This window comes from Roseateles agri, assembly GCF_034043675.1.
Taxonomy (GTDB): Bacteria; Pseudomonadota; Gammaproteobacteria; order Burkholderiales; family Burkholderiaceae_C; genus KK5.
The window spans coordinates 268124-294730 of sequence record NZ_JAXCLA010000006.1; the positions used below are offsets into that span (position 1 = coordinate 268124).

A 26607-nucleotide genomic window follows, 5' to 3' on the forward strand; every position below is an offset into this window, starting at 1 on the left:
GGGGCCCGCGGGCCCCGTTTTCATTTCATCGCTCGAAGACCGCGATCGACTCCACGTGCGAGGTGTGCGGGAACATGTTCACCGCACTCGCCTTGGTGCAGCGGTAGCCGGCCACATTGACCAGCAGGCCCGCGTCGCGCGCCAGCGTGGAGGGGTTGCAGGAAACGTAGACGATCCGCCGCGGCGGCACCCAGCCGGGCGCCAGCGAGGGATCCTGCACCGCATCGGCCACCGCCTTCGCCAGCGCAAACGCGCCGTCGCGCGGCGGGTCCACCAGCCACTTCTCCGCCGAGCCGTCGAGCGCCAGCTGAGCCGGCGTCATCTCGAACAGGTTGCGGGCCACGAAGCTGGTGTTGGCCGCCAGCCCGTTGCGCTGCGCGTTCTCGCGCGAGCGTTGCACCAGCACCTCGCTGCCTTCGATGCCCAGCACCTCGCGCGCCTTCGTCGCCAGCGGCAGCGTGAAGTTGCCAAGGCCGCAGAACCAGTCGATCACGCGCTCGTCCCGGCGCACATCCAGCAGGCGCAGCGCGCGGCCCACCAGCACGGTGTTGATGTGCGGATTGACCTGCGTGAAGTCGGTCGGCTTGAAGGGCATCACGACGCCGAACTCCGGCAGCGCATAGGCCAGCTCGGGACCACCCTCGTCGAGCAGGTGGACCGTGTCCGGCCCCTTGGGCTGCAGCCACCACTGCACACCGTGCGCGGCGCCGAAGTCGCGCAGGCGCTGCTTGTCGCCGGCCGGCAGCGGGTTGAGGTGGCGCAGCACCAGCGCGATGACCTGGTCGCCCATCGCCAGCTCGATCTGCGGCAGCCGGTCGCGCTCGGCCATGTTCATGATCAGCTCACGCAGCGGCATCAGCAGGTCGCTGACGCGCTGCGGCACGACCTTGCAGACCTCCATGTCGGCCACGTAGCGGCTCTTGCGCTCGTGGAAGCCGATCAGCACCTTGTCCTTCTTCGGCACGTAGCGCACCGAGAAGCGCGCGCGGTAGCGATAGCCCCAGGCGGGGCCTTCGATCGGGCGCAGAAGCGTCTCGGCCTTGACCTTGCCGAGATGCCAGAGGTTGTCCTCGACGACGCGCTGCTTGACGGCCACCTGCGCCCCGGGGTGCAGATGCTGCATCTTGCAGCCGCCGCAGGCACCGGCATGCAGGCCGAAATGCGGGCAGGACGGACGGCTGACGCGCTGCGAACTCTCGCGGCGGAGTGCGACGAGCTGGCCCTGCTCCCAGTTGTTCTTCTTGCGGCCGACGGTGATCTGGACCTCTTCGCCGGGCAAAGCGCCCTCGATGAACACCACCTTGCCTTCGGAATTGCGGGCGATGCCCTGGGCCTCCAGGTCGATCGCGTCGACCTTCAGCCATTCGGAAACTTGAGTCATCCCCCGATTATCGTCGGGGCTAAAAGATCGAATCCCGGTCGATGCCGTGCCGCATCATGTTGCGCTTGAGCTTGGCCAGCGCCTCGATCTGGATCTGCCGGATCCGCTCGCGCGTGAGCCCCAGGCGGATCGCCAGCACGTCCAAGGTCTCCGGCTCCCGGTCCGACAGGCCGTAGCGGCCGGCCAGCACCTCGCGCTCGCGCTCGTTGAGGCCGGCGAGGCCGTGGTCCAGCAGCGTTTCGAGTTCATGGCTGAGCCTGAGGCCCAGCGGATCGACGGCCTGCTCGTCCGCCACCAGATCCATCATCGATTCGCCGCCCTCGGTGTTGCGATCCACCGGCGAATCGAGCGAACTGGGCGTCTCGGCATAGGCCAGCAGTTCCGCCACCTCGGCCAGCGGTCGGCCCAGCGCGGCGGCGATGTCCTCCGCACGGACCTGGCCATCGCCGCCGTTGCGGCTCTGCAGCGCCTCCAGCGCGCGCCGCGCCTTCAGTACCTGGTTCAGCTCGCGCACGATGTGGACGGGCAGGCGCACGAGCCTGGCCTGGTGCATCAGCGCGCGCTCGATGCTCTGGCGGATCCACCAGCTCGCGTAGGTCGAGAAGCGGAAGCCGCGCTCGGGCTCGAACTTGCCGATCGCGTGCATCAGGCCGAGGTTGCCTTCCTCGATCAGGTCGCTCATCGGCAGGCCGCGGCCGAGGTAGTTCTTGGCGATGCTGACGACCAGGCGCAGGTTGTGCTCGATCATGGCCTGGCGCGCCTCAAAGCTGCCGGCACGGGCACGCTGCGCCGTATCGAACTCCTGCTGCGGGCTCAGCAGCGGCGTGCGGCGGATGTCGCGCAGATAGGCCTGCAGCGCGTTGCCGACCTCGATGTCTTCAACGACCGCGGCGCCGTTGCGCGCGAGCAGCGTCTCCTCGCCGTCAGCGCCCTCGGCGGACGGTGCTTCGCCGTCGGCTTCCGGCACATCGGCGAGCGGCGGCGGCATCAGCGCCGCCAGTGGCAGCGCGGGAGGGACCGTAGTTTTGGGCGCAGCGTGTTTCATGGCTTGATGAAATGGCTGGGCCCATCGCGCGTCTACCGGGCAGGCAGCAGCTTCGACGGATCGATCGGCTTGCCTTGCTTGCGCACCTCGAAGTGCAGCATCACCTGGTCTGCGTCACTGGAACCCATTTCGGCGATCTTCTGGCCCTTGCGCACGGCCTGGTCTTCCTTGACCAGCAGGGTCTGGTTGTGCGCGTAGGCCGTGAGGTAGCTGTTGTTGTGCTTGATGATGACCATGTTGCCGTAGCCGCGCAAGCCGGAACCCGCATACATCACGCGACCATCTGCGGCCGCCAGCACCGGCTCGCCGGCCTTGCCGTTGAAGTCCAGGCCCTTGTTGCGCTGCTCGTCGAAGCCGGCGCTGACCGGCGAGCCGACCGGCCAGCCCCAGGCGGGCTCGTCGTCGCTGTCACGCGCGGCGGTGGCGGCGGGTGCCGGCGTCGCGGGAGCGATGGGCGCCGATGCGCCCGCAGGTGCCGAGGCCGCACCGGCCACCGGCTTGCCGTCCAGCGGACGGGTCTCGACCTTGCCGGTCGTGACCGGGCGCGTGGCCACGGCCGTCGGATCGACGCCCGGCGGCACGACGCGCAGCACCTGACCGACCTCGATCACATTGGGCTTGTCCAGGCCATTCCACTTGACGAGGTCACGCCAGTTCTGGCCGTTGTCCAGCGCGATGCGGATCAGCGTGTCGCCGGATTTGACCGTGTAATAGCCCGGCTTGCCGGCGTTCTCGGCGCCCGGCAGTGGCTTGGCGTCGGTCGGCGCGCTGGCTGCCTGCGTCGGCGCCGAGGCACTGGGTGCCACCGGCCTGACGCCGCTGATCGGGCGATCCTCCACCGGCGCAGCGCGGCGTGGCGTGACGGAACAGGCGCTCAGGCCCGCGATCAGGGCGACCGTCAGCAAGACCTGGAGGGGGCGGAAGGATCGGGTGTTCTGTGGGTGCATGCGTCGCTGTGACTACTGTGTGTGATGGCCGTCACCGGTTGAGGCCAAGCCTCACATGACGCCCGATTTTAGAGGGACGAAAAGAACGGCCTCGTGCTCGGTCCGAACAAAGCGGCTCGCGCCGGCTTCGACCTGATGATCGACGACGACCAGCAGTTGCCCGCGGCCGCCGGGCGCCACCGTCGGCGCCACCAGCCGGCCGCCTGGTGCGAGTTGCGCCAGCCAGGCCGGGGGAATGTCTTCGCCGCCGGCGGCCGCGATGATGCTGTCGAACGGCGCGGCGGGCGGGTGGCCGAGGCGGCCATCGCCGTAGATCAAGCGAACGGATGCAGCCCGGACGGCGCCGAGGTTCAGCCGCGCCTTGTCGTGCAAGGGCTTCAGCCGCTCGATCGACACGACCTGCCGCGCAAGCAGCGCCAGCACGGCGGCCTGGTAGCCGCATCCGGTGCCGATCTCGAGCACCTTGCCGAGTTGCCCGGTCTGCCGCGCCGTGGCGCCGCCGAACAGCATCGCGATCATGCGGCCGACGACCGAGGGCTTGGAGATCGTCTGGCCATGGCCGATCGGTAGGCTGGTGTCTTCATAGGCCTGGATCGCCAGCGCGCTGTCGACGAATTCGTGCCGCGGCACCGTCGCCAGCGCCTGCAGCACGCGCTCGTCGTTCAGGCCTTCCTGCTGGAGCCGCTGCACCATGCGCCGACGCACGCTGTCGGAATCCATGCCCAGCCCGCGGGGCGATTGCTGGCGCGCCGCGTCGGCCGCGGCCTCGCGCAGATGACGCTGCGGCATCAGCACTTCGCGAACCTTCGGCGCAGCACCGGCGCCGAGCTTGTCCAGCGGCAGCGGGAACCGTCGAGACTTGGCGTTAGGGTCGCTGCTCATCCATCCAGGCCCAGGCGCGCACGCCAGGCGGGCACGCCGGCGTGATCGGTCAGGTCGACCTGCAGCGGCGTGATCGAGATCTGGCCGTTGGCGGTGGCATGGAAATCGGTACCCTCGCCGGCCTCGCGCGCATCGCCGGCCGGGCCGATCCAGTAGATCGTCTCGCCGCGCGGGCTCTTCTGGCGGATCACCGCCTCGCTGGCATGGCGGCGGCCCAGGCGCGTGATGCGGCGCGGCAGGCTCGCCGCATCCGCACGATTCGGGATGTTGACGTTCAACAGGAAGGGGTGGCCCAGGCCGCCGGCGATCACCTCTTCGACGATCTTCCGTGCCGCGGCCGCCGCGGCCTCCAGTTCGACCCAGCCCTTCTCCGCCTGCGAGAAGGCGATCGACGGGATGCCGAACAAATAACCCTCGGTCGCCGCCGCGACGGTGCCGGAGTACAGCGTGTCGTCACCCATATTGGCGCCGTTGTTGATGCCGGACAGCACCAGGTCGGGCTTGTAGTCCAGCAGGCCGGTCAGCGCCACGTGGACCGAGTCCGAGGGCGTGCCATTGACGTAGCGGAATCCGTTGGCGGCCGTGTACACCGACAGCGGCCGGCTCAAGGTCAGCGAATTCGAGGTGCCGCTGGCGTTCTGCTCCGGGGCGATCACGTCGATCTCGCCCAGACCCTCACACGCCTTGACCAGGGCATGCAGCCCCGGGGCAAGGCACCCATCGTCGTTGGCAATCAGGATTCGCATCCGGCCATTGTAGGCACCGCGTCACCCGTGCGACCCCTGACGAAATCACCCTTGCCTATGATCCCGGCGACCCATTCAAGGAGACGAAACGATGAACGCCTGGCTTTGCGAGAACCCGATCGGCGTCGAGGCGCTGCAGTGGAAGGAATTGCCGATGCCCGAGCCTGCCGCTGGCCAGGTGCGCGTCGCGATCAAGGCCGCGAGCCTGAACTTCCCCGACCTGCTGATCATCCAGAACAAGTACCAGATGAAGCCGCCGCTGCCCTTCGTGCCGGGCACGGAGTTCGCCGGCGTCGTCGATGCCGTCGGCGAGGGCGTCAAGGGCTTGAAGGTTGGCGACGCGGTGGCTGCCTTCGCCGGTACCGGCGGTTTCGGCAGCCACGCCTGCATTCCCGCCGCGCTGGCAATGCCGCTGCCGCCGGGCTTCAGCTTCGAAGATGCCTCGGCCTTCATCTGCACCTACGCCACCAGCCACCACGCGCTGCTGGACCGCGCGGCGCTGAAGGCCGGTGAGACGGTGCTGATCCTCGGCGCGGCCGGCGGCGTCGGCACCGCCGCGATCCAGATCGCCAAGGCGGCCGGCGCCCGCGTGATCGCTGCCGCGTCCTCGGACGAGAAATGCCGCCGCTGCATCGAGATCGGCGCCGATGCGTCCATCAACTACGGCCAGGGCAATTTCCGCGACGAGCTCAAGGCCCTGACCGACGGCAAGGGGCCGGACGTGATCTACGACCCGGTCGGCGGTGACCTGGCCGAAGCCGCGTTCCGCTCGATCGCCTGGCGCGGCCGCTATCTCGTGATCGGCTTCGCCCAGGGCCAGATCCCGGCGCTGCCACTGAACCTGGCGCTGCTCAAGGGCGCCTCACTGGTCGGCGTGTTCTGGGGCGAATTCGCCCGGCGAGAACCGAAAAACAACGCACAGATGCTGGGCCAGTTGGCGCAGTGGTACGGCGAAGGCAAGATCAAGCCGGTGCTCGATGTGGTGCTGCCGATGGACCAGTTGCCCCAGGCCTTCGAACGGATGGCCAGCCGGCAGGTGGTAGGCAAGGTGGTGCTTAGCAATCCCTAGCATTTTGCGGAACACGGCACGCGGCTCGGGGGGGCCAGGGGTCCGGTCGGCAGCCGCCGACCAGGCTTTGTGGGCTAGTATTGACTGACAAAGGAACGCAGATCATGGCAGTCAAAGTACTCATCATCGAAGACAACCCGGTCGCCCGCAGTTTCCTCTGCCGCGTCGTCCGCGAAAGCTTCAGCGACGCCATGGAGATCACGGAAGCCGGCGATCTGGAAACCGCCCGCCGGCACGTCGCCAAGCTCGCCGAAGAAGGACCGGACGGCATCTTCAAGCTGATGCTGGTCGACCTGGAACTGCCCGACGGCAGCGGCATGGAATTCCTCGGCGAGGTCGCCGGCACGCCGGCCACCAAGATCGTCACCACGCTCTACTCCGACGACGACCACCTCTTCCCCGCCCTGCAATGCGGCGCCGACGGCTACCTGCTGAAGGAAGACCGCTTCGAAGTGCTGGTCGAGGAACTGCAACGCATCGTCCGCGGCCAGCCGCCGCTCTCCCCCGCCATCGCACGCCGGCTGCTGACGCACTTCCGCCCCGGCTCCACGGGTGACAGCGGCCCGATGCCGCTGCAGTCCGGCTTCGGCGCGCTGCAGTCCAACGCGCAGTTCGCGCCGGGCCGCAGCGGCGTGGTGCTCGATCCGCCGCCCGAGTGGGAACGCCTGACACCGCGCGAGAACGAAGTGCTGACCTACCTCAGCAAGGGCTTCACCATCAAGGAAATCGCCAACCTGATGGGCATCAAGTGGTTCACGGTGAACGACCACATCAAGAGCATCTACAAGAAGCTCAATGTGTCGAGCCGCGCCGAAGCCGCGGTGCTGGCCAGCAAGCAGGGCCTGGTCTGACGCCAGCAGTCGGCCGAGCATGAAAAAGGGGCCTCGCGGCCCCTTCGTCTTTTGCGCAGATCGATTACTTGCCTGCCGCAGCGCGTTCCTTCTTGATCGCGGCCTCGTCGGCTTCGTCGAAGGTCTTGCGGCTGCACTCGTTCTTCCAGGCGTCGACATTGTCCAGGTGCGCCTCAGTGCGCTCGTCCATCGTCTTGTATTCGGCGTTCAGTCCGTCGACCTTGGTACCGAAGACCTCGCGGCGTGCGCCCAGGGCCTTGATCGCATCGTTGACGGTGGTGACGGTCTTGTCGAAGGCGGCGACGCGGTCCTGGTATTCCTTGTTTTTGACGTCCAGCTCTTCCTTCTTCAGCTTCGGCGCCTCGGCCTTCAGATCCTCGTAGGACTTCTCGATCGTCGCCTTCTCAGCCTTGGCTGCGGTGAGCGCGGCGGCGTTGGCCTCGTCCTGCTTCTGGATGCCGTCCTTCTCCTCCTGCAGCGCAGCGGCGTGGGTCTTGTAGTTGCTCTGCAAGACCTTGATCGCCTCGGCTTCCTTGGCGTTGGCATCGCTGCGGTCCATGCAGTCGCGCAGTTGGTCGCGGTTCAGCTGCGGCTTGGCCTTGGGCTTCTCGACGACCGGGTTGGCGACCTTGTTGTTCTTCGGGTCGACCTTGGCATTCGGGTTGGTCGTCTGGGCGACGGCCGGCAGCAGCACCGCAGCGGCGGCGAGGGAAATCAGGAGTCGTTTCATGGCGATAGCTTGCTTGGATCGCACCGCGAGGGCGGCGCCGAGGCGCGAATGATGCCACGAGCACCCGCGACAGACCCTCCTGCATACCCGGCCCGATAATTGCCCGCTTTGCCCAGCCACTCCTACGCCATGGCCCTGAACGCCACCATCCACAAAGCCCTGCTGCAGATCGCCGACATGGACCGCAACGTCTACGGAGAATACAACCTGACGATCGCCCGCCATCCGTCCGAGACCGACGAGCGGATGATGATCCGCATCCTGGCCTTCGCGCTGAACGTGCCGGCCGACGACCTCAACGGCAAGCTGGAGCTGTGCAAGGGCCTGTCGGACGTGGACGAGCCCGAGATCTGGGAGCGCGACCTGACCGGCGAGATCCTGCACTGGATCGATCTCGGCCAGCCCGACGAGCGCCGGCTGCAGAAGGCGCACGGCCGCGCCGGCCGGGTCAGCGTCTACGGCTTCGCGTCGAGCACGCCGGTCTGGTGGTCGGGCATCGAGAACAAGCTGACCCGCCAGCCGCGTCTGGCCGTGTGGCAGATTCCGGCCGCGCAGTCGCAGGCGCTGGCGGCGCTGGCCGAACGCAGCATGCAGTTGCAGATCAATGTGCAGGACGGCGGCATCTACGTCACCACGGACAAGGCCTCCGTGGAAATCCTGCCGATCGCGCTGAAGACCGCCCAGGCATGAACACGCACGCGATCCTCGCCACGCTGGCCGCCACGCTCAGCCTCCTGCTCCCTTCGTCGAAAGCCGCCTCGATGCCCGACAGCACCCCCGACCCCTATCTCTGGCTCGAAGACGTGCAGGGCGAGCGCGCGCTCGACTGGGTCCGCCAGCACAACACCACGAGCACCCGCGTGCTGCAGGGCGGCACCGACTACGCGCCGCTGCGCCAGGATCTGCTGAAGGTGCTGAACGCGCGTGACCGCATCCCCGTCGTCTCGCGCCGCGGCCCCTGGTTCTACAACCTCTGGCAGGACGAGAACCACAAGCGCGGCCTGTGGCGACGCGCGACCTTGGTCGAGTACCGCAAGCCCGAGCCCGCCTGGGAAACGGTGCTGGATCTCGACGCGCTCGGCGCCGCCGAGCAGGAGAGCTGGGTCTTCCACGGCGCGAACTGCCTGGCGCCGGACTACCGGCGCTGCCTGGTCTCGCTGTCGCGTGGCGGCGCGGATGCGCACTTCGTGCGCGAGTTCGACTCGGTGACCAAGACCTTCGTGGACGACAAGGGCGGCAAGGGCTTCGTGCTGCCCGAGGCAAAGTCCGAAGTGGAGTGGCTGGACGCCGACCATATCTACGTCGGCACCGATTTCGGCCCCGGCTCGATGACCGACTCCGGCTATCCACGCGTCATCAAGCTCTGGCAGCGCGGCACGCCGCTGAGCGAGGCGAAGACGGTGTTCGAAGGCAAAGCCGCGGACGTCTCGGTGAGCGTCCAGGTCGACCGCACACCGGGCGCCGAGCGCACGATCTTCAGCCGCGCGCTGGACTTCTACAACAGCGAGCGCTTCCTGCTCGGTGCCGACGGCACGACGCTGCAGCGCCTGGACATGCCGAGCGACATGCACGCGCAGTTCTGGGGTCAGCGCCTGCTGCTGCATCCGCGCAGCGACTGGACGATCGGCAAGAAGCGCTACCCCTCCGGCTCGCTGCTGCTGGCTGATGCTGCCGCCTACCTACGCGGCGAGCGCAAGTTCACCGTGCTGTTCACGCCGACGAAGACCCGCTCGCTGGACGACTACGCGCTGACGCGCGACCAGTTGATCCTGAACGTCAGCGAGAACGTGGCCAGCCGGCTCGAGCAGTGGAGCTTCGCCAGTGTCAAGCCCGCGCACCGCAAGATCGCCGCGCCCTTCCCCGGCAAGCTGAGCCTGGCCAGCCTCTACGACAGCGAGCTGGCGCAGGACGAACTGGCCGACCGCTACCTCGTCAACTACGCCGACTTCCTGACGCCGGACACGCTCTACCTCGCCCGCGCCGGCGCGGACGACACGCGCGAGAAGCTGAAGTCCCGCGAGCCGCAGTTCGACGCGACGGGCATGAAGGTCGAGCAGCGCTTTGCCACCTCCAAGGACGGCACCAAGGTGCCCTACTTCGTGCTCTGGCCCGCCGGCGCCAAGGCCGATGGCGCCAACCCGACCTTGCTCTACGGCTACGGCGGCTTCGAGATCTCGATGGCGCCGGCCTACTCGGGCGGACGCGGCCTGGGCTGGCTCGGCCGCGGCGGCGTGCTCGTCATCGCCAACATTCGCGGTGGGGGCGAGTTCGGCCCGGCCTGGCACCAGGCCGCCGTCAAGGCGCACAAGCAGCGCAGCTACGACGACTTCATCGCCGTCGCCCAGGACCTGATCAAGCGCAAGATCAGCTCGCCGAAGCACCTCGGCATCATGGGCGGCAGCAACGGCGGCCTGCTGGTCGGCGCCACACTCGTGCAGCGGCCGGACCTGTTCAACGCGGTCGTCTGCCAGGTGCCGCTGCTGGACATGCGCCGCTATCACAAGCTACTGGCCGGTGCCTCCTGGATGGCCGAGTACGGCGACCCGGACCAGCCCGCCGAATGGGCCTGGATCTCCAAGTACAGCCCCTACCAGAACGCCAAGGGCGGCGTGAAGTACCCGAAGGTGCTGTTCACCACCTCCACCCGTGACGACCGCGTCCACCCGGGCCATGCCCGCAAGATGGCCGCGCTGCTGGAGTCGCAGGGGCACGACCTGCTGTACTACGAGAACATCGAGGGCGGCCACGGCGGCGCGGCCGACAACGAGCAGCGCGCGACGATGCAGGCCCTCGAATACAGCTTCCTCTGGCAGCAACTCGGACGCTGAGCATGGACGACGACCTGAAGATCAGCCACGACGAGCGAGCCGGTGTGTTCACGGCCGAGATCGATGGCCACGGCCTGGACGTCGAATACCTGCGCCAGGGCGAGCGCCTGGTCTTCACCCACACCGGCACTCACCCCGCACTGCGCGGGCGCGGGCTGGCCGGCCGAATGGTCGAGCATGCGCTGCAATGGGCGGCGCCGCAGGGCCTGCAGGTCGTGCCGGCCTGCAGCTATGTGCAGGCGCACATGCAGCGGCACCGCCGCTGGCAACGGCTGCTGGAGCCCGCTGGCGTGCAGCAGGTGCTGAACTTCTGGTTCGGCGCGCTGGGCAGCGCGAACGACGGTCAGGTGCGCCGGCAGTGGTTCATCAAGGACGAGACCTTCGACGCCGAGATCCGCACCCGCTTCGGCCCGCTGATCGATGCCGCCTTGACCGACGGCCTGCCCGACTGGCTGCCGCGCCCACTGGGCGCGCTGGCCGCGATCGTCGTGCTGGACCAGTTCACCCGCAACAGCTTCCGCGGCCAGGCGCGGGCCTTCGCCGGTGACGCGCAGGCGCTGCGGATCGCACTGGCGCTGCTGGACGACGGGAGCGCTGCGAAGCTGAACCCGCTGGAGCGCTGGTTCGCCTTGATGCCGCTGGAACACGCCGAGGATCTGGCGATGCAGCAGCGCTGCGTGCGCGAGTTCGAGGCGCTGGCCGCCATCGATCCGCGCATGGCCGACCCGCTGAACTACGCGCGCCGCCACCTCGCCGTGGTCGAGCGCTTCGGCCGCTTCCCGCACCGCAACGCGGCGCTGGGCCGCGCGTCGACACCCGAGGAAGCGGCCTTCATTGCGCAGCCCGGTTCAGGCTTTTGACGTCGCCGCCTGCTGCTCTTCCTTCTCCTGCAGCAGGCGCCACATGACCTTGCCCGAGCCGGACTTGGGCAGGCTGTCGGCAAACTCGACGAGCTTGGGCACCTTGTAGGCCGCCATGTGCTCCTTGGCCCAGCCGGTGATGTCCTCGGCCGTGGTCTTGCCCTTGGCCTCGGTGCGCAGCACGACGACGGCCTTCACCGTCTCGCCGCGGTAAGCGTCCTTGGCCGAGATGATGCAAGCCTCCTGCACGGCCGGATGCTTGTACAGCAGCATCTCCACCTCCGAAGGCCAGACCTTGAAACCGCTCGCATTGATCATCCGCTTGAGCCGGTCGGTGATGAAGAAGTAGCCCTCCTCGTCCATGCGGCCGAGGTCACCGGTGCGGAAGAAGGGCTTGCCGTCCATCTCGATGAAGGCGGCCTCGGTCGCCTCCGGCTGCTGCCAGTAGCCCTTGAAGACCATCGGGCCGTGGGTGACGATCTCGCCGACCTCGCCGATCGGCATTTCCTTCAGGGTCACCGGATCGATGATGCGCGAATCGACGCCGTAGATCGGAATGCCCAGGCACTGCAGCTTGGCCCGCTCGGGCGGGTTGCCATGCGAGGGCGCGGCCGTCTCGGTGAGGCCGTAGCCTTCGGCGAAGGTCAGGCCGTACTCGGCCTTCAGCCGCTCGGCCACGGCCGCCGGCATCGCCGCGCCGCCTCCGTTCAGGTTGCGCAGCCGGCCCAGGTCGAAGCTCTTGAAGTTGGGGCTGCCGAACAGGTCGATGATCATCGTCGGGATGCAGGTCCAGTGCGTGATGCCGTAGCGCGAGATCGCGTTGCCGGCCAGTTCGCGGTCCCAGCGCGGCAGGATCACGACGGTCATGCCCAGGTACATCGAGCCCAGCACGCCGTACATCATCCCGGTGATGTGGAACATCGGCACCACCGACAAGCCCACCGACTCGGCCGATGCATAGCCCCAGGGCCCGCCGCCCACGACGTTGGACATCAGCGTCGCGTTCGTGTGGATGCAGCCCTTGGGCAAGCCGGTCGTGCCCGAGGTGTAGGGCAGCAGCGCCATGTCGTCAGGACCGGCGGTGTGCGGGCCGGGCTGCTTGCCGGCGGCCAGCGCATCGTCCCAACGGACGGCACCGGCCGGCAGCGGGGGATTGGCCGTCACCCACTGGCGCATCGGCTCTGGCAGGCCGGCCTCGGGCGACACCTCGTCCGCATAGCGCGTGACCAGCAGGGCGCCGAGGCGCTGCGCCGCCGGCAGCGCCTCGTTCGCCTGCGCGACGATGCCGGCCAGATCGGCACTGCAGATCACGACCTTGGTCGCCGGGTCGGTGATGTAGTGGCCGAACTCCTCGGCCTTGTTCATCGGGTTGACCGGCACGACGACCGCATCAGCCCGGTTCACCGCGTAGAAGGCCGCAATGAACTGCGGGCAGTTCTGCATAAAGAGCGCGACGCGATCGCCCTTGCCCACGCCCACGCTCTGCAGCCAGCCGGCCAGCGCGAGGGCCTGCGCGTGCAACTGCACGTAGGTGATCGTGCGGCCGCAGTAGATCGCCGCGGCCTTGTCGGGAAAACGCTGGGCGCTGACTTCCAAGTTGAAGAACAGCGAGGTGCGGGGCACGACGAGGTCGCGCGGCAGGCGGCGCGGCCAGTGGCTGCGCTGGGCGATCAGTTGTGGGCTCAGGGGCGAAGTCATCGTTGTCTGTCTCCGTGCTCGTTCGAATTCTGCGAACGGTCTTTTATCGTAATCCGAGGCCGTTGCAGTCCCGGCAGCGACATCGGGCCGGGATCGGTGCGAATTTGAAAGAAAATGCGGGATTCCCCGCGCTCGGCGCATCCACCGCAGAACCATCCGCCATGTCCACGATTCTTCAGCACATCCCCGCCGGCCAGAAGGTCGGCATCGCCTTCTCCGGTGGCCTCGACACCAGCGCCGCGCTGCACTGGATGCGCCAGAAGGGCGCGATTCCCTACGCCTACACGGCCAACCTCGGCCAGCCGGACGAACCGGACTACGACGCGATCCCGCGCAAGGCCATGGAATACGGCGCCGAGAAAGCCGTGCTGGTCGACTGTCGCGCGCAGCTGGCCCATGAAGGCATCGCCGCGCTGCAGGCCGGCGCCTTCCACATCAGCACCGGCGGCGTGACCTACTTCAACACCACGCCGCTGGGCCGCGCCGTGACCGGCACGATGCTGGTGGCCGCGATGAAGGCCGACGACGTCAACATCTGGGGCGACGGCTCGACCTTCAAGGGCAACGACATCGAGCGCTTCTACCGCTACGGCCTGCTGACCAACCCGGCGCTGAAGATCTACAAGCCCTGGCTGGACCAGGCCTTCATCGACGAGCTGGGTGGTCGCGCCGAGATGAGCGCCTTCCTCACCAAGGCCGGCTTCGGCTACAAGATGAGCGCCGAGAAGGCCTACTCGACCGACTCGAACATGCTGGGCGCCACGCACGAAGCGAAGGACCTGGAGTTCCTGAACAGCGGCATCAAGATCGTCAACCCGATCATGGGCGTGGCCTTCTGGCGCGAGGACGTCGCCGTGAAGGCCGAGACCGTCACCGTGCGCTTCGAGGAAGGCTTGCCCGTCGCACTGAACGGCGTCGAGTACCGCGACCCGGTGGCGCTGCTGCTGGAAGCGAACGCCATCGGCGGCCGCCACGGCCTGGGCATGAGCGACCAGATCGAGAACCGCATCATCGAGGCCAAGAGCCGCGGCATCTACGAAGCCCCGGGCATGGCACTGCTGCACATCGCCTACGAGCGCCTGGTCACCGGCATCCACAACGAGGACACGATCGAGCAGTACCGCATCAACGGCCTGAAGCTCGGCCGCCTGCTCTACCAAGGCCGCTGGTTCGACCCGCAAGCCATCATGCTGCGCGAGACGGCCCAGCGCTGGGTCGCCCGCGCGATCACCGGCGAAGTAGCCCTGGAACTGCGCCGCGGCAACGACTACTCGCTGCTCGACACGAAGAGCCCCAACCTCACCTACGCGCCGGAACGCCTGTCGATGGAAAAGGTGGAAGACGCCCCGTTCAGCCCGGCCGACCGCATCGGCCAGCTGACGATGCGCAACCTCGACATCGTCGACACCCGCGCCAAGCTGGGCATCTACACCGAGGCCGGCCTGCTGGCCGCGGGCGAGGCGAACAGCCTGCCGAAGCTCAAGAGCGAATAAGGCTCAGACGACGACCGGCTCCGGCTCCAGCCGGATGCCGAAGCGGCCGTACACGCTCTCCTGGATCGCGCGGGCCAAGGTCACCACCTCGGCGCCGCGCGCCTCGCCGCGGTTCACCAGCACCAGGGCCTGCTTCTCATAGACGGCCGCGCCGCCGACCGCCTTGCCCTTCCAACCGCAGGCGTCGATCATCCAGCCGGCGGCCAGCTTGATCGTGCCGTCTGGCATCGGGTAGTGGACGATGCCGGGGTCGCGTCCGATGATGTCGCGACACTGTTCCTCGGTCACCACGGGGTTCTTGAAGAAGCTGCCGGCGTTGCCGATGTGGGCGGGGTCGGGCAGCTTAGCGCGGCGGATCTCGCAGATCCAGTCGAAGATCTGGCGGGCACTCGGCGCTTGGTTGCCGCTTTCCGCAATCTTGCGCTCCAGTTCCAGGTAGCCGAGCACCGGTTGCCAGGGCTTGGGGCAGCGCAGCCGCACCGCGGTGATCACGCTCTTGCCGGCCAGGCCACCGAAGCCGGTTTGCTTGAACACGCTGTCGCGGTAGCCGAACTTGCAGACCGAGGCCGGCAGCAAGGCTGGACGGCCGGTGATCAGGTCGACGACCTCGACCGCTTCGACGCGGTCCTTCAGCTCGATGCCGTAGGCACCGATGTTCTGCACCGGCGCGGCGCCGACGGTGCCGGGGATCAGCGCCAGGTTTTCCAGACCCGGGTAGCCGTTCTCGATCGTCCATGCCACCAATTCGTGCCACACGACGCCGGCGCCTGCCTCCACAATCCAGGCGTCCTCGCGTTCTTCCAGCAGGCGCAGACCCGGCACCTCCACTTTCAGAACGACGGCCTCGACATCCTGCGTCAGCACGATGTTGCTGCCGCCGCCCAGCACGAACTTCGGCGCGCGGCCGAGTTTCGGATGGTCGACGACGCGGCGCACGTCGGCCGCCTCGCGAATGCGCACCAGTGTGCGGGCCACGGCAGGCAAGCCGAAGCTGTTGTAGGGCTTCAGATTGACGTCGTGTTCCAGCGTTAGGCGCGTATCCGAGGGGGTGAGAGCATGATCCTGCATGGCAAAATTTTAACGATCAGGGTGGAGTTCCCGCCCGTAACTGGTAAATAAACGAATCATGCCCAGCATCGACACGGTCCTCGAACCCAATATGGTCAAGATCAAGAATGGCGTTGAGAACAGCGTCAAGGAGATCGGCACCCGCTTCGACTTCAAGGGCACCAGCGCCAAGGTGGAGCTCAAGGAGAAGGACAAGACGATCGAGACCATCGGCGACAGCGACTTCCAGCTCGAGCAGATCGAGCAGGTGCTGTACGCGAAGCTCACCAAGCAGGATGTCGTCATCACTTTCCTCGACAAGAACGACAAGATCGAGAAGATGGGCGGCGACAAGGTCAAGCAGGTCTACAAGATCAAGGACGGCATCGAGGCCGAACTGGCCAAGAAGATCACCGCGGCCGTCAAGAACAGCAAGATCAAGGTGCAGGCCTCCTTCCAGGACGGCAAGGTGCGCCTCACCGGCAAGAGCATCGACGACATCCAGCAGACGATGGCGCTGATCCGCAAGGAGTTCCACGACGTGCCGCTGAGCTTCGACAACCAGCGCGCCTGATGTCATGAAGACCGCCCCACGCCTCGCCGCCCTGTTGCTTGCCGCGCTGTCGGCAGCCGCGGCATGGGGCCAGGTGGTCTCCTTCAACGGCAGCCTCGGCGACAAGGCGGCGCTGCTGCTGATCAACGGCGAGCCACGCACGGTCAGCGTCGGCCAGCAGGTGCGCGGCGTGACACTGGTCTCGATGAGCGCGGGGGCCGCGGTCATCGAGATCGCCGGCCATCGCCAGAGCCTGCAGTTGGGCGCCTCGCCGGGCCGCGTCGGCAACGGAGCGGCCTCCGGGTCGAGCGGACGGCAGATCGTGCTGAGCTCCGGTAGCGGCGGGCATTTCACGACCACCGGCAGCATCAACGGCCGCACGACGGAGTTCCTCGTCGACACCGGCGCGACCCTGGTCGCGCTGAGCCAGGCCGAGGCCGAGCGCCTGAACCTGCCCTACCGGGACGGTCGCCGCACCCAGACGCAAACGGCCAATGGCATCGTGCCGGCCATGATGCTGACCCTGGCCAGTGTGCGGATCGGCGACGTCGAGGTCCGCAACGTCGACGCCATCGTCGTGCCCGGCCAGATGAGCATGGTGCTGCTCGGCAACAGCTTCCTCACCCGCTTCCAGATGCGCCGCGACAACGACGTGATGACGCTGGAACTGCGGTACTGATCACGCCCGGCACCCATTTGCGGGAGCGCAAGCGCTAGGGATTGACCCGCATCTGCAAGAATCGCCGAGTCCGGCGCCTGCCGCCCAGATTCGCAGTTCCTGCCGATCATTCCGCCCATGACGAACCGATTCCCGCGCCACGCACTGCTGGCCCTGCTGCTTGCCGCATCGGCCGCCAGCTTCGCCCAGACCAACGATGCCAAGGCCGCCCGCTTCTACGAAGACGCCTTGCAGCGCTTCGACCGCAAGGACTACGCCGGCGCCATCATCCAGCTGAAGAACTCGCTGCAGGTGGACAAGAGCCAGCTCTCGGTCCATCTGCTGCTGGGCAAGGCGCTGCTGGCAGACAGCCAGGTGGTCGCGGCCGAGACCGAATTCGGCGAAGCGCTTCGCTTAGGCGTGGATCGGGCCGAGGTCGTGGTGCCGTTAGCACAGACATTGATTGCCCAGGGCAAGCATTCCCGTGTCTTCGACGACACGCGCCTGAGCCCTACCGGTCTGCCCTCGGGCATCAAGCTCAAGCTCCTGCTGGTACGCTCCTCGGCGGCCTCGGACATCGGCGACACCCGGACCGCCATGCAGTCTGTGCTCGATGCACGGGCCATCGACGCATACGATGCCGAAACCTGGCTGGCGGAGGTTCCGCTGCGCGTCCGTGCGCACCAGTTCCCTGAGGCGATGGCCGCAGCGGGTCAGGCGCTCAAGCTCGCCCCCGACTCGAGCAATGTCTATTACCAGAAGGCATCGGTTCTTCATGTGCAGGGCCGGATCAATGAGGCCTTGCCGCTGTACGAGCGCAGCATCCAGCTCAATGCCGGCAACGTCGAAGCGCGCCTGGCCCGGGCCGGCATCCTGTTCGATTTGAACCGCGACAAGGACTTGCAGGCCGAGCTCGACGAGCTTCAGAGGCAAGTTCCCAACGATCCGCGCTGCACCTACCTGCGCGCGCAACTAGCGTCGCGTAGCGGCAATGACGCGGTCACCAAAGCGGCGCTCAAGCGCGTCACTGAGCTGCTGGATCCGGTGCCGGTCGAATTCATCCGCTATCGGCTGCAGATTTTGATGCTCAACGGCTTGGCGCACTTCGACCTGCACGAATACGAGAAGGCCAAGGGCTACCTCGAGCTCGCCACGCGGCAGCAGCCGGGCAGCCCACTGACCAAGCTGCTGGCTCAGATCGCGATCAGCGAGCCCAACGTCCCACGCGCCATCGAGCTGCTGGAGGACTATCTGAAAACCAATGCCGGCGACGGCCAGGCCCTGTTGATGCTGGCCACCGCGCAGATGGCGCAAGGACGCTACGCCAAGGCCTCGCAACTGCTGCAGGACGCGCTGCAGAGCCGTGACGACTCGAAGTTCCGCACCGCGCTTGGCATCAGCTTGATGCGCAGCGGGAAGAGCGGCACCGCGCAGGCCGAGTTGGAACGCGCCTTCAAGGCCGATCCAAAGCAGACCTACGCCGGCATGGCACTGGTAGACATCTACCAGCGATCCGGCCAGTTGCCACGCGCGCTGCAGGTGGCGGACGGACTCGCCAAGGCCGACCCGAAGAATCCGATCATTCTCGTTGTCCAGGCCGGGGCGCGCCAACGCGCGGGCGATTTCGCCGGCGCACGCGCGGGCTACGACGCAGCGCTGAAGCTGGACTCGCAGAATCAGCCGGCCCTGCTCGGCTTGGCCCACGTCGACGCGCTAACGCGCAACTTCGACGCCGCCGACAAGCGCCTCCGCGCTGCGCTCAAAGGCAACGAGCGCTCCGTCGACATCCTCTTCGAGCTGGCCACACTGTATGAACTGTGGGGCCGCAGCAACGAGGCGCTGGCTTATCTGCAGAGCGCTGTCGACGCCAGCAGTCAGACGCAGACTCGCCCGAATTTCGCGCTGGTCGCCTGGCAACTGAAGCGCGGCACACCGGCCGCTGCGCTAGATGCCGCCAAGGTTCTGCTGAGCAAGTTGCCCGACGACGTTGACGCACTGCGGACCTATGCCCAGGCCCAGCTAGCCGGCGGTGATGCCGCCGGTGCCCGCTCGACGCTGAACAATGCGGCGCGCAGGGCTGCTTACGACGCCCCCCAATTGGAACGGATTGCCCGGTCCCAGCTTGACGCCCGTGACATCCCCGGTGCCGCCTACAGCCTGGACAAGGCGCTAACTGGCGATCCCAACAACCTACCGGCGATGGCGCTAATGAGCACGGTAGAACTGTTGCAGGGCGATACGGCCAAAGCGGAACGCCGCGCGCGCGAGGTGATGCAGCAGTTCCCGAAGGCCGGCGTCGGCTGGGGCCTGCTTGCAGACGTGGCCATGGCGCGCGGGCAATCTTCAGTGGCCATCGATGCACTGCGCCATGCGCACGACCTTGACCGGAGCGAGGCCTCACTGCTGCGCCTGTTCAATGCCTTGTCGCTGCAGGATGGCGGGAAGGCGGCTATCGACCTCGCCAATGGCTGGCTCAAGACGCACGCGAAGGACATCGTTGTGCAGAAAGCCTTGGGTGACGCCTATGCCCGGGCAGGCAATTTCAGCGCCGCGCGCCGTAGCTATGAAGCAGTGATCGCCGCGCGACCAAGTGACGTAGACGCGATGAACAACCTCGCCAACGTGCTGATCCAGCAGCAGGATGCGGGTGCAGTGGCGATCGCCGAAAAAGCGCTGGCGCTGGACCCACGCAATCCGGTGGTCGTAGACACCGCAGGCTGGGCTTATTTCAAGGCCGGCAACAAGGACCGGGCGCTGCAACTGCTGCGCGACGCCCGATTGCGCGCACCCGAGAACCCAGATCTGCGTTACCGTCTGGCCGTGGTGCTGGCCCAGACCGGCCGCTCCGCCGAAGCGCGGGACGAACTTCAGGCTGCGCTGAAAAATAAGAACTTCAACGGTACCCAGGACGCGCAGGCCTTGATGAGTACGCTCAAATAACTATCTAGCTCGCCGGCACCCTCAGTCGCGGGGGAGGTGGTCCCTAAATTGTCGAGCCTTCTTACAATCGGGCCAACGCACAAATCACATGCGGTACGCAAACTGTTGAATTTGGATGTTATTTTCCAATTGGCACCAAATTTGCTTATTGGAATTTGAATATAACGATTTAGGCAGCCGAGGGGCGCCCAAAAGGACACATCGATGAAATCGACTCATTCCCGCCTACTGCAGGCAATCGGTCTTGTCGCCTGCTTGGCCGCATCGGGCAGCGCATTCGCCGTCGACCCGAGTTGGACTTTCACATCCAGCACGATGACCGGCATCACCAGTTCCGGCTCCTCGACCACGGTGTCCGTCAGCGGCGTCTACGCCACTAACAACTCAAGCGGCGTGGTGACTGGAAACTGGGCCAACGGCACCGTGACCAACTACGGCAGTAACGGCGATGGCATGACCTCGGGCGCAGACAACGGTAGCTCGCCGAACCACGCGCTCGACAATTCCGGCACCACTGAAGCCATCCTGCTGAAATTCAGCTCCAGCGTCTCGCTGAGCAGCATTGGCCTCGGCTGGGCGTCCAACGGCATCTGCAAGTCGGGCAGCACCACAGTAACACCGTCGGCTGATGGCTCCTGCCCATCCGGCTCCACACTGCAATCCACCGACGTCGCCGGCGTCAATCCGCAGATTGACCTCTCGCTGTTCCGCTGGGTCGGTACCGGCGCTCCGACCGCCCTGGCGGGCCAGTCGGTCACTTCGATGTCTGGCTGGCAGTTGGTCGGCAATTACGGCGATCTGACCAAGGACACCAGCAATCCGTACAACTCTGTCAACCAGACGGGCCTGGGTTCCAGCTGGTGGCTGGTCAGCGCGTACAACTCCGGCTTTACGCAGACTGCAGTCAATGCGACCACCGGCACGGTAGACGCCGGCAACGACTTCTTCAAGCTCTATGCCGTCGCCGGCACATCCTGCACCGGCATAAGTACCCAGTGCGGCACCGCCCCGGCTACCACTGGCAAGGTGCCGGAGCCTGGATCTCTTGCCCTGGCCGGTATGGCCCTGGCCGGCTTGGCGTGGACGCGCCGCCAGCAGCGCAAGGCCTGAGCGAATCCGCTCGCCACCCCTCACGAAGCGGCCCACGGGCCGCTTTTTCGTTGTCAGGTAAAAAACTACTTTGTCCCTGCCGGGACAGGCCTGAAAAGCACGGTCGTGCTAAAACTCCGCGACTCGTAGGAGACAAAGCATGGACCTGAATTTCACGCCGGAAGAAATCGCCTTCCGCAACGAGATCCGCCAGTGGGTGGCCGAGAACCTGCCCAAGGACATCAGCCACAAGGTGCACAACGCGCTGCGCCTGAACCGCGACGATATGCAGCGCTGGGCGCGCATCCTCGGCAAGAAGGGCTGGCACGGCTGGGCCTGGCCCAAGCAGTTCGGCGGCCCGGGCTGGAACGCGGTGCAGCGCCATCTGTTCGAAGAGGAATGCGCGCTGGCCGGCGCGCCGCGGGTGGTCCCGTTCGGCCCCGTGATGGTGGCGCCGGTGATCATGGCCTTCGGCTCGCCCGAGCAGCAGCAGCGCCACCTTCCCGGCATCATGAGCGGCGAAGTCTGGTGGAGCCAGGGCTACAGCGAGCCGGGCTCGGGCTCGGACCTGGCCTCGGTCAAGACGCGTGCTGAACGCGTCGGCGACAAGTACATCGTCAACGGCCAGAAGACCTGGACCACGCTGGGCCAGTACGGCGACTGGATCTTCTGCCTCGTGCGCACCGACCCGAGCGTGAAGCCCCAGGCCGGCATCTCCTTCCTGCTGATCGACATGAAGTCACCGGGCGTCACCGTGCGGCCGATCATCATGCTCGACGGCGAGCACGAGGTGAACGAGGTGTTCTTCGACAACGTCGAAGTGCCCGCCGAGAACCTCGTCGGCGAGGAGAACAAGGGCTGGACCTACGCCAAGTACCTGCTCGCTCACGAGCGCACCAACATCGCCGACGTCAACCGCGCCAAGCGCGAACTGGAGCGGCTCAAGCGCATCGCCAAGGCCGAGGGTGTCTATGAGGACAGCCGCTTCCGCGATCAGATCGCGCTGCTGGAGGTGGACATCGTGGCGCTGGAGATGATGGTGCTGCGCGTGCTGTCCGCCGAGAAGAGCGGCAAGCAGTCGCTCGACGTCGCCGGCCTGTTGAAGATCCGCGGCAGCGAGATCCAGCAGCGCTACACCGAGCTGATGATGCTGGCCGGCGGCCCCTACAGCCTGCCCTTCATCCCGGAAGCGATGGAAGCCGGCTGGCAGGGCGACCAGGTCGGCGCCGCGTATTGCGCGCCGCTCGCGAGCCACTACTTCAATTACCGCAAGACCACCATCTACGGTGGCTCCAACGAAGTGCAGCGCAACATCGTCGCGCAAACCGTTCTGGGCTGAGGAGACATCATATGGATTTCGATTTCACCGAAGACCAGCAATCGCTGCGCGACGCCGTCCGCCGCTGGGTCGACAAGGACTACGACTTCGCCCGCCGCCACGCCATCGTCAAGGCCGGTGGTTTCTCGCAGGAGGCCTGGGACGGCCTCGTGGGCCTGGGCCTGACGGCCATGCTGGTGGCCGAGGAACACGGCGGCCTGGGCTTCGGTCCGGTCGAGGCCATGGTCGTGATGGAGGAGCTGGGCCGCGGCATCGTGATGGAGCCCTTCGCCCAGGCCGGCCTGATCGCGCCGACGGTGCTGGCGCGCGCGTCAGCCGAGGTGCAGGCCGCCTGGCTGCCGAAGATCGCCGGCGGTGAGGCCATGGTCGTGCTGGCCCACCAGGAGCGCGGCGCGCGCTACGACCTGGCCAAGTGCGCCGCCCGCTTCGCAGACGGCAAGCTCAGCGGCAAGAAGAGCCTGGTGCCGGCCGGCGACAAGGCCGATGCCTTCATCGTGCCGGCGCTCTCTGATGGCCGCATCGCGCTCTACCTCGTGGAGCGCGCCGCAGCCGGCGTCAGCACCCGCGCCTACAGCCTGCAGGACGGTTCGCGCGCCGCGGACGTGAGCTTCACCGACAGCCCCGCCACGCTGCTGGTCGGCCCCGAGCAGGGCCTCGCCGTGCTGGAGCTGGCGGTCGACGTCGGCATCGCCGCATTGTGCGCCGAGGGCGTCGGCGCGATGGACCAGTACACGGCGATCACCGCCGAGTACCTGAACACACGCAAGCAGTTCGGCGTCGCCATCGCCAGCTTCCAGGCGCTGCGCCACCGCATCGCCGACGTCAAGATGCAGCTGGAACTGGCCCGCTCGATGAGCTACTTCGCGACGCTGAAGCTCGGCGAGGCACCCGCCGCGCGCCGCTATGCGCTGGCGCAGGCCAAGCTGCAGCTGTCGAACTCGGCCCGCTTCGTCGGCCAGCAATGCACGCAGCTGCACGGCGGCATCGGCGTGACGGACGAGTACGTCGGCAGCCACTACTTCAAGCGCCTGACCACGATGGAGATGCAGTTCGGCGACGGCTTGCACCAGCTCGGCGTCGTCAGCGCGGGGATGCAGGAGACCGCCGGCGTGTTCGCCTGAGCGCAAAGCTCGCTACAGTCAAAGCCCGCCGAGCGCTGTGCCCGGCGGGCCTTGTTTTTCGGAGGCCCCATGCGTCAGCTGATTCTCATCGTTAGCCTGCTGGCCGCGGCCAGCGCCCAGGCGCAGAACATGAAGCCCGGCCTCTGGGAGGTCAGGCAGCAGCCGCAGCTCGATCCCAAGCGCCAGGCGCAGATGGAGAAGGCGCAGCAGCAGATGGCCGCAATGCCTGCCGAGCAGCGCAAGATGATGGAAGAGATGATGGCCAAGCGCGGGGTCAGCATGGACTTCGGCGGCGGCGGCGGCGTCATTACCGTGAAGATGTGCGTCAGCGAAGAGCAGGCCAAGCGCAACGAGCCGCCCGTCGCGGGCCGCGCCAACTGCACGCACGACGTGCAGCGCAGCGGCGACCAGATCCACACGAAGTTCAGTTGCACCGATCCCGTCTCCGAGGGCACCAGCGACGTCACGCTGCGGTCGGGCGGCGACGGCTTCATCGCCAAGACCCACATCAGCCACACCCGCGACGGCAAGACCGATTCGATCGACGCCACCTCCGAGGCTCGCTGGCTCGGTGCCGACTGCGGCGGACTGAAGCCGATGGGAGCCAAGTGAGCACCCTGCCCCCAGGCTCGATCTGCGACATCGCCGGCCTGAAGGTCGGCCACTTCACCGACGCCAGGCGACCGACCGGCTGCACCGTGCTGCTCTGCGAGCAAGGCGCCACCGCCGGCGTGGACGTGCGCGGCGCCGCACCCGGCACGCGCGAGACCGATCTGCTGGCGCCCGAGAACACCGTCGAGCAGGTTCACGCGATCCTGCTCACCGGCGGCAGCGCCTTCGGCCTCGCTGCCGCCGGCGGCGTGATGCGCTGGCTGGCCGAGCGCGGACACGGGCTGCCGGTGGGCGGCAAGGTACGCGTGCCGATCGTGCCGGCCGCGGTGCTGTTCGATCTCTGGCTCGGTGATCCGGCCGTCTACCCCGATGAAGCTGCGGGTTATGCCGCCTGCGAAGCAGCATCGGGCGCAGTGCCGGCCGAGGGCAGCATCGGCGCCGGTGCTGGTGCCACCGTCGGCAAGCTGTTCGGTCCGGACAAGGCGATGAAGGGTGGCATAGCCAGCGCCTCGGTCAAGGTCGGCGGGATCACGGTCGCGGCCCTCGTCGCGGTCAACGCGGTGGGCGACGTGATCGATCCGGCCAACGGCAGCGTCATCGCCGGCGCGCGTGGCGACGATGGCCAGCCGCTCAACTCGGCCCAGGCGATGCTGCGTGGCGCCCTGCCCGCCCAGCTACTGACCGGCATGTCCACGACCTTGGGCATCGTCGCCACCGATGCGCGGCTCAGCAAGGCGCAAGCAAAGAAGCTGGCGCAGATGGCGCACGACGGCCTCGCGCGCACGATCAACCCGGTCCACACCCCGTTCGACGGCGACGTGATCTTCAGCCTCGCGACCGGCGGCTCGGGCCTGCCCGGCCAGCTCACCGTGCTGGGCGCGCTGGCCGCCGAGGTCACGGCCATGGCCGTGCTGCGCGCGGTCAGAGCCGCGACGGGATAATGCGCGCGATGAAGTTGCGCCTGTCCCAAATCCTGTTCTCCCAAGGCTTCGGCACCCGCCGGCTCTGCGCGGGGCTGATCTACAACGATGAAGTGAAGGTCGGCGGCGAACTCGTCGACGATCCCGATGCCCAGTTCGAGACCGACGGCCTGGTCTTCGAGGTCAGCGGCAAGACCTGGCCCTTCTTCGACAAGGCGCTGATCCTGCTGAACAAGCCTGCCGGCTACGAGTGCTCGCAAAAGCCCAAGCACCACCCGAGCGTGCTGAGCCTGCTGCCCGGCCCGCTGCGCGAGCGCGGCGTGCAGCCCATCGGCCGGCTCGACGAAGACACTACCGGCCTGCTGCTGCTCACCGACGACGGCGCGCTGATCCACAAGCTCACCAGCCCCAAGCACCACGTGCCCAAGGTCTATGAGGCGACGTGTAAGCACCCGGTGACGCCCGAGATGGTTGAGAAGCTGAAGGCCGGCGTCGAATTGCGCGAGCCCGACGACAAGCCGGGCTACACCGAGTTCACCAAGGCGGAAGGTGCCGAAGCCTTCGGCACGCACGGCATCCGCCTGACCTTGATCGAGGGCAAGTACCACCAGGTCAAGCGCATGATCGCCGCCATCGGCAACCGCTGCGAGAGCCTGCACCGCCCGAGCTTCGGCGCGCTGCAACTGCCCGAAACGCTGAAGTCCGGTGAGTGGACCTGGGTCGCCAGTCCCGCCGAAGTCTCAGCCTGATCCGACACCCGATGCAAGTCTTCCGCGGTTTCCACCATCCCGGCATCGCCCCCGCCTGCGCGCTGACCATCGGCAACTTCGACGGCGTCCATCGCGGCCACCAGGCGATGCTGGCGCTGCTGCGCTCCGAGGCCCAGCACCGCGGCCTGCCGTCCTGCGTGATGACCTTCGAGCCGCATCCGCGCGACTTCTTCGCCGCCAAGGCCGGCAAGCCCGAGCTGGCGCCGACGCGCATCGCCTCGCTGCGCGACAAGCTGGCCGAGCTGGAGCGCTGCGGCATCGACCAGGTCGTGATCCTGCGTTTCGACGAGCACCTGGCCTCGCTGAGCGCGCAGGACTTCATCAGCCAGGTGCTCGATGAAGGCCTGGGCGCGAAGTACATCCTCGTCGGCGATGACTTCCGTTTCGGCGCCAAGCGCCAGGGCGACTACGCGACGCTCGATGCCGCCGGCCGGGCTCGCGGCTTCGACGTCGCCCGGATGATGAGCTACGAGGTGCACGGCCTGCGCGTCAGCAGCTCGGCCGTGCGCGAGGCGCTGGGCCGTGGCGACATGGAGGGCGCCGCCCGCCTGCTGGGCCGACCCTACTCGATCTCCGGCCACGTGGTGCATGGCGCCAAGCTCGGCCGCAGCTTGGGCTTTCGTACCTTGAACCTGCGCTTCGACCACGACAAGCCGGCCGCCAAGGGCATCTTCGCCGTGCGCACCCATGGCCTGGCGGACGGCCCGGTCGACGGCGTCGCCTCGCTCGGTAACCGGCCGACGGTCGAGGACGCGGGCCGCATGCTGCTCGAAGTGCATTGCCTGCAATGGCCTGCCGAACTGGGCGTCGATGGGGCCTACGGTAAACTCGTCCGGGTGGAACTGCTGCACAAACTCCGTGACGAAGCCCGATTCGACGGGCTCGATGCCCTGACGGACGCGATCCGCCAGGACGTGGAGGATGCGCGCAGCTGGCTCGCGACTCACGCGGCCATGCGCAGGCAGACCACCCGCGATCGAATTTGACGCTGGCCGGCGCGCACCGCGCCCTTCGCTCCGCCCGCTAAC

General features: G+C 67.1%; 24 protein-coding genes. 16 read left to right on the forward strand and 8 right to left on the reverse strand.

Going from position 1 to position 26607, the window contains the following annotated elements:
* Positions 1 to 25 precede the first annotated feature (25 nt).
* Genes rlmD through surE form a run of 5 tightly spaced genes read right to left on the reverse strand, consistent with a single transcriptional unit; the run spans position 26 to position 5001 of the window.
* Positions 26 to 1381: a 23S rRNA (uracil(1939)-C(5))-methyltransferase RlmD gene (gene rlmD, locus SNE35_RS19130; protein WP_320424579.1), complete on the reverse strand. Its 1356-nt coding sequence runs from the start codon at positions 1379 to 1381 to the stop codon at positions 26 to 28.
* A 19-nt stretch (positions 1382 to 1400) separates the two neighbouring features.
* Positions 1401 to 2426 carry an RNA polymerase sigma factor RpoS gene (gene rpoS / locus SNE35_RS19135; RefSeq protein WP_320424580.1) on the reverse strand — a complete coding sequence of 342 codons (1026 nt, stop codon included), beginning with the start codon at positions 2424 to 2426 and terminating at the stop codon, positions 1401 to 1403.
* Between the two features lie 32 nt (positions 2427 to 2458).
* A complete protein-coding gene (locus SNE35_RS19140; protein WP_431312767.1) occupies positions 2459 to 3373 on the reverse strand; it encodes a peptidoglycan DD-metalloendopeptidase family protein in 915 nt (304 codons plus the stop codon).
* Positions 3374 to 3424: 51 nt separating this feature from the next.
* Positions 3425 to 4255: a protein-L-isoaspartate(D-aspartate) O-methyltransferase gene (locus SNE35_RS19145; RefSeq protein ID WP_320424582.1), complete on the reverse strand. Its 831-nt coding sequence runs from the start codon at positions 4253 to 4255 to the stop codon at positions 3425 to 3427.
* The gene (gene surE, locus SNE35_RS19150; protein WP_320424584.1) at positions 4252 to 5001 is read right to left on the reverse strand and encodes a 5'/3'-nucleotidase SurE; all 750 of its coding nucleotides are present in this window, start codon (positions 4999 to 5001) and stop codon (positions 4252 to 4254) included. Before surE ends, SNE35_RS19145 begins: the two co-directional genes overlap by 4 nt.
* A 91-nt stretch (positions 5002 to 5092) precedes the next feature.
* Between surE and SNE35_RS19155 the strand changes: the two genes are divergently transcribed.
* Both SNE35_RS19155 and SNE35_RS19160 read left to right on the forward strand, forming a co-directional pair.
* Entirely contained in the window at positions 5093 to 6070 is a 978-nt protein-coding gene (locus tag SNE35_RS19155; protein ID WP_320424585.1) for an NADPH:quinone oxidoreductase family protein, read from the forward strand.
* Between the two features lie 104 nt (positions 6071 to 6174).
* Positions 6175 to 6921, forward strand: a complete 747-nt coding sequence (locus SNE35_RS19160; RefSeq protein WP_320424587.1) for a response regulator transcription factor — start codon at positions 6175 to 6177, stop codon at positions 6919 to 6921.
* 64 nt (positions 6922 to 6985) lie between these two features.
* On the opposite strand, the gene SNE35_RS19165 is transcribed toward SNE35_RS19160, so the two are convergent.
* Positions 6986 to 7651, reverse strand: coding sequence for a hypothetical protein (locus SNE35_RS19165; protein ID WP_320424588.1), 666 nt, complete (start codon positions 7649 to 7651; stop codon positions 6986 to 6988).
* A gap of 129 nt (positions 7652 to 7780) precedes the next feature.
* Here SNE35_RS19165 and SNE35_RS19170 point away from each other — a divergent pair, with 129 nt between their 5' ends.
* The 3 genes from SNE35_RS19170 to SNE35_RS19180 are packed head-to-tail and all read left to right on the forward strand — an operon-like array spanning position 7781 to position 11339.
* Positions 7781 to 8341: a YaeQ family protein gene (locus SNE35_RS19170; RefSeq protein WP_320424589.1), complete on the forward strand. Its 561-nt coding sequence runs from the start codon at positions 7781 to 7783 to the stop codon at positions 8339 to 8341.
* Complete coding sequence (locus SNE35_RS19175; protein WP_320424590.1) at positions 8338 to 10479, forward strand: prolyl oligopeptidase family serine peptidase; 2142 nt, start codon at positions 8338 to 8340, stop codon at positions 10477 to 10479. The genes SNE35_RS19170 and SNE35_RS19175 overlap by 4 nt, the downstream gene beginning before the upstream one ends.
* 2 nt (positions 10480 to 10481) lie before the next feature.
* Positions 10482 to 11339, forward strand: coding sequence for a DUF924 family protein (locus SNE35_RS19180; protein ID WP_320424591.1), 858 nt, complete (start codon positions 10482 to 10484; stop codon positions 11337 to 11339).
* Here the strand turns inward: SNE35_RS19180 and SNE35_RS19185 are convergent.
* On the reverse strand, positions 11328 to 13037 hold the full coding sequence (locus SNE35_RS19185; RefSeq protein WP_320424592.1) for a long-chain fatty acid--CoA ligase: 1710 nt from the start codon (positions 13035 to 13037) through the stop codon (positions 11328 to 11330). The genes SNE35_RS19180 and SNE35_RS19185 overlap by 12 nt on opposite strands.
* Before the next feature lie 161 nt (positions 13038 to 13198).
* Here SNE35_RS19185 and argG point away from each other — a divergent pair, with 161 nt between their 5' ends.
* Complete coding sequence (argG, locus tag SNE35_RS19190) at positions 13199 to 14530, forward strand: argininosuccinate synthase (protein ID WP_320424593.1); 1332 nt, start codon at positions 13199 to 13201, stop codon at positions 14528 to 14530.
* Between the two features lie 3 nt (positions 14531 to 14533).
* On the opposite strand, the gene murB is transcribed toward argG, so the two are convergent.
* A complete protein-coding gene (gene murB, locus SNE35_RS19195; protein WP_320424594.1) occupies positions 14534 to 15598 on the reverse strand; it encodes a UDP-N-acetylmuramate dehydrogenase in 1065 nt (354 codons plus the stop codon).
* 58 nt (positions 15599 to 15656) lie between these two features.
* On the opposite strand from murB, the gene SNE35_RS19200 reads away from it, so the two are divergent.
* The 10 genes from SNE35_RS19200 (at position 15657) to SNE35_RS19245 (ending at position 26565) form a co-directional block, all read left to right on the forward strand.
* Entirely contained in the window at positions 15657 to 16151 is a 495-nt protein-coding gene (locus SNE35_RS19200; protein ID WP_320424595.1) for a YajQ family cyclic di-GMP-binding protein, read from the forward strand.
* Between the two features lie 4 nt (positions 16152 to 16155).
* Positions 16156 to 16809, forward strand: a complete 654-nt coding sequence (locus tag SNE35_RS19205) for a retropepsin-like aspartic protease family protein (RefSeq protein ID WP_320424596.1) — start codon at positions 16156 to 16158, stop codon at positions 16807 to 16809.
* Positions 16810 to 16926: 117 nt separating this feature from the next.
* Positions 16927 to 19728: an XrtA/PEP-CTERM system TPR-repeat protein PrsT gene (gene prsT / locus SNE35_RS19210; RefSeq protein WP_320424597.1), complete on the forward strand. Its 2802-nt coding sequence runs from the start codon at positions 16927 to 16929 to the stop codon at positions 19726 to 19728.
* A 315-nt stretch (positions 19729 to 20043) separates the two neighbouring features.
* Entirely contained in the window at positions 20044 to 20838 is a 795-nt protein-coding gene (locus SNE35_RS19215; protein WP_320424598.1) for a PEP-CTERM sorting domain-containing protein, read from the forward strand.
* 139 nt (positions 20839 to 20977) lie between these two features.
* Entirely contained in the window at positions 20978 to 22156 is a 1179-nt protein-coding gene (locus SNE35_RS19220) for an acyl-CoA dehydrogenase family protein (RefSeq protein ID WP_320424599.1), read from the forward strand.
* A gap of 11 nt (positions 22157 to 22167) precedes the next feature.
* Positions 22168 to 23277, forward strand: a complete 1110-nt coding sequence (locus tag SNE35_RS19225; RefSeq protein WP_320424600.1) for an acyl-CoA dehydrogenase family protein — start codon at positions 22168 to 22170, stop codon at positions 23275 to 23277.
* Positions 23278 to 23346: 69 nt separating this feature from the next.
* Entirely contained in the window at positions 23347 to 23889 is a 543-nt protein-coding gene (locus tag SNE35_RS19230) for a DUF3617 domain-containing protein (RefSeq protein WP_320424601.1), read from the forward strand.
* Positions 23886 to 24830, forward strand: a complete 945-nt coding sequence (locus tag SNE35_RS19235) for a P1 family peptidase (RefSeq protein WP_320424602.1) — start codon at positions 23886 to 23888, stop codon at positions 24828 to 24830. The genes SNE35_RS19230 and SNE35_RS19235 overlap by 4 nt, the downstream gene beginning before the upstream one ends.
* A gap of 14 nt (positions 24831 to 24844) precedes the next feature.
* Positions 24845 to 25558, forward strand: coding sequence for a pseudouridine synthase (locus SNE35_RS19240; protein ID WP_320424860.1), 714 nt, complete (start codon positions 24845 to 24847; stop codon positions 25556 to 25558).
* 11 nt (positions 25559 to 25569) lie between these two features.
* Positions 25570 to 26565 (forward strand): bifunctional riboflavin kinase/FAD synthetase, encoded by a 996-nt coding sequence (locus SNE35_RS19245; protein ID WP_320424603.1) that lies wholly within the window; start codon positions 25570 to 25572, stop codon positions 26563 to 26565.
* Positions 26566 to 26607: the final 42 nt, after the last annotated feature.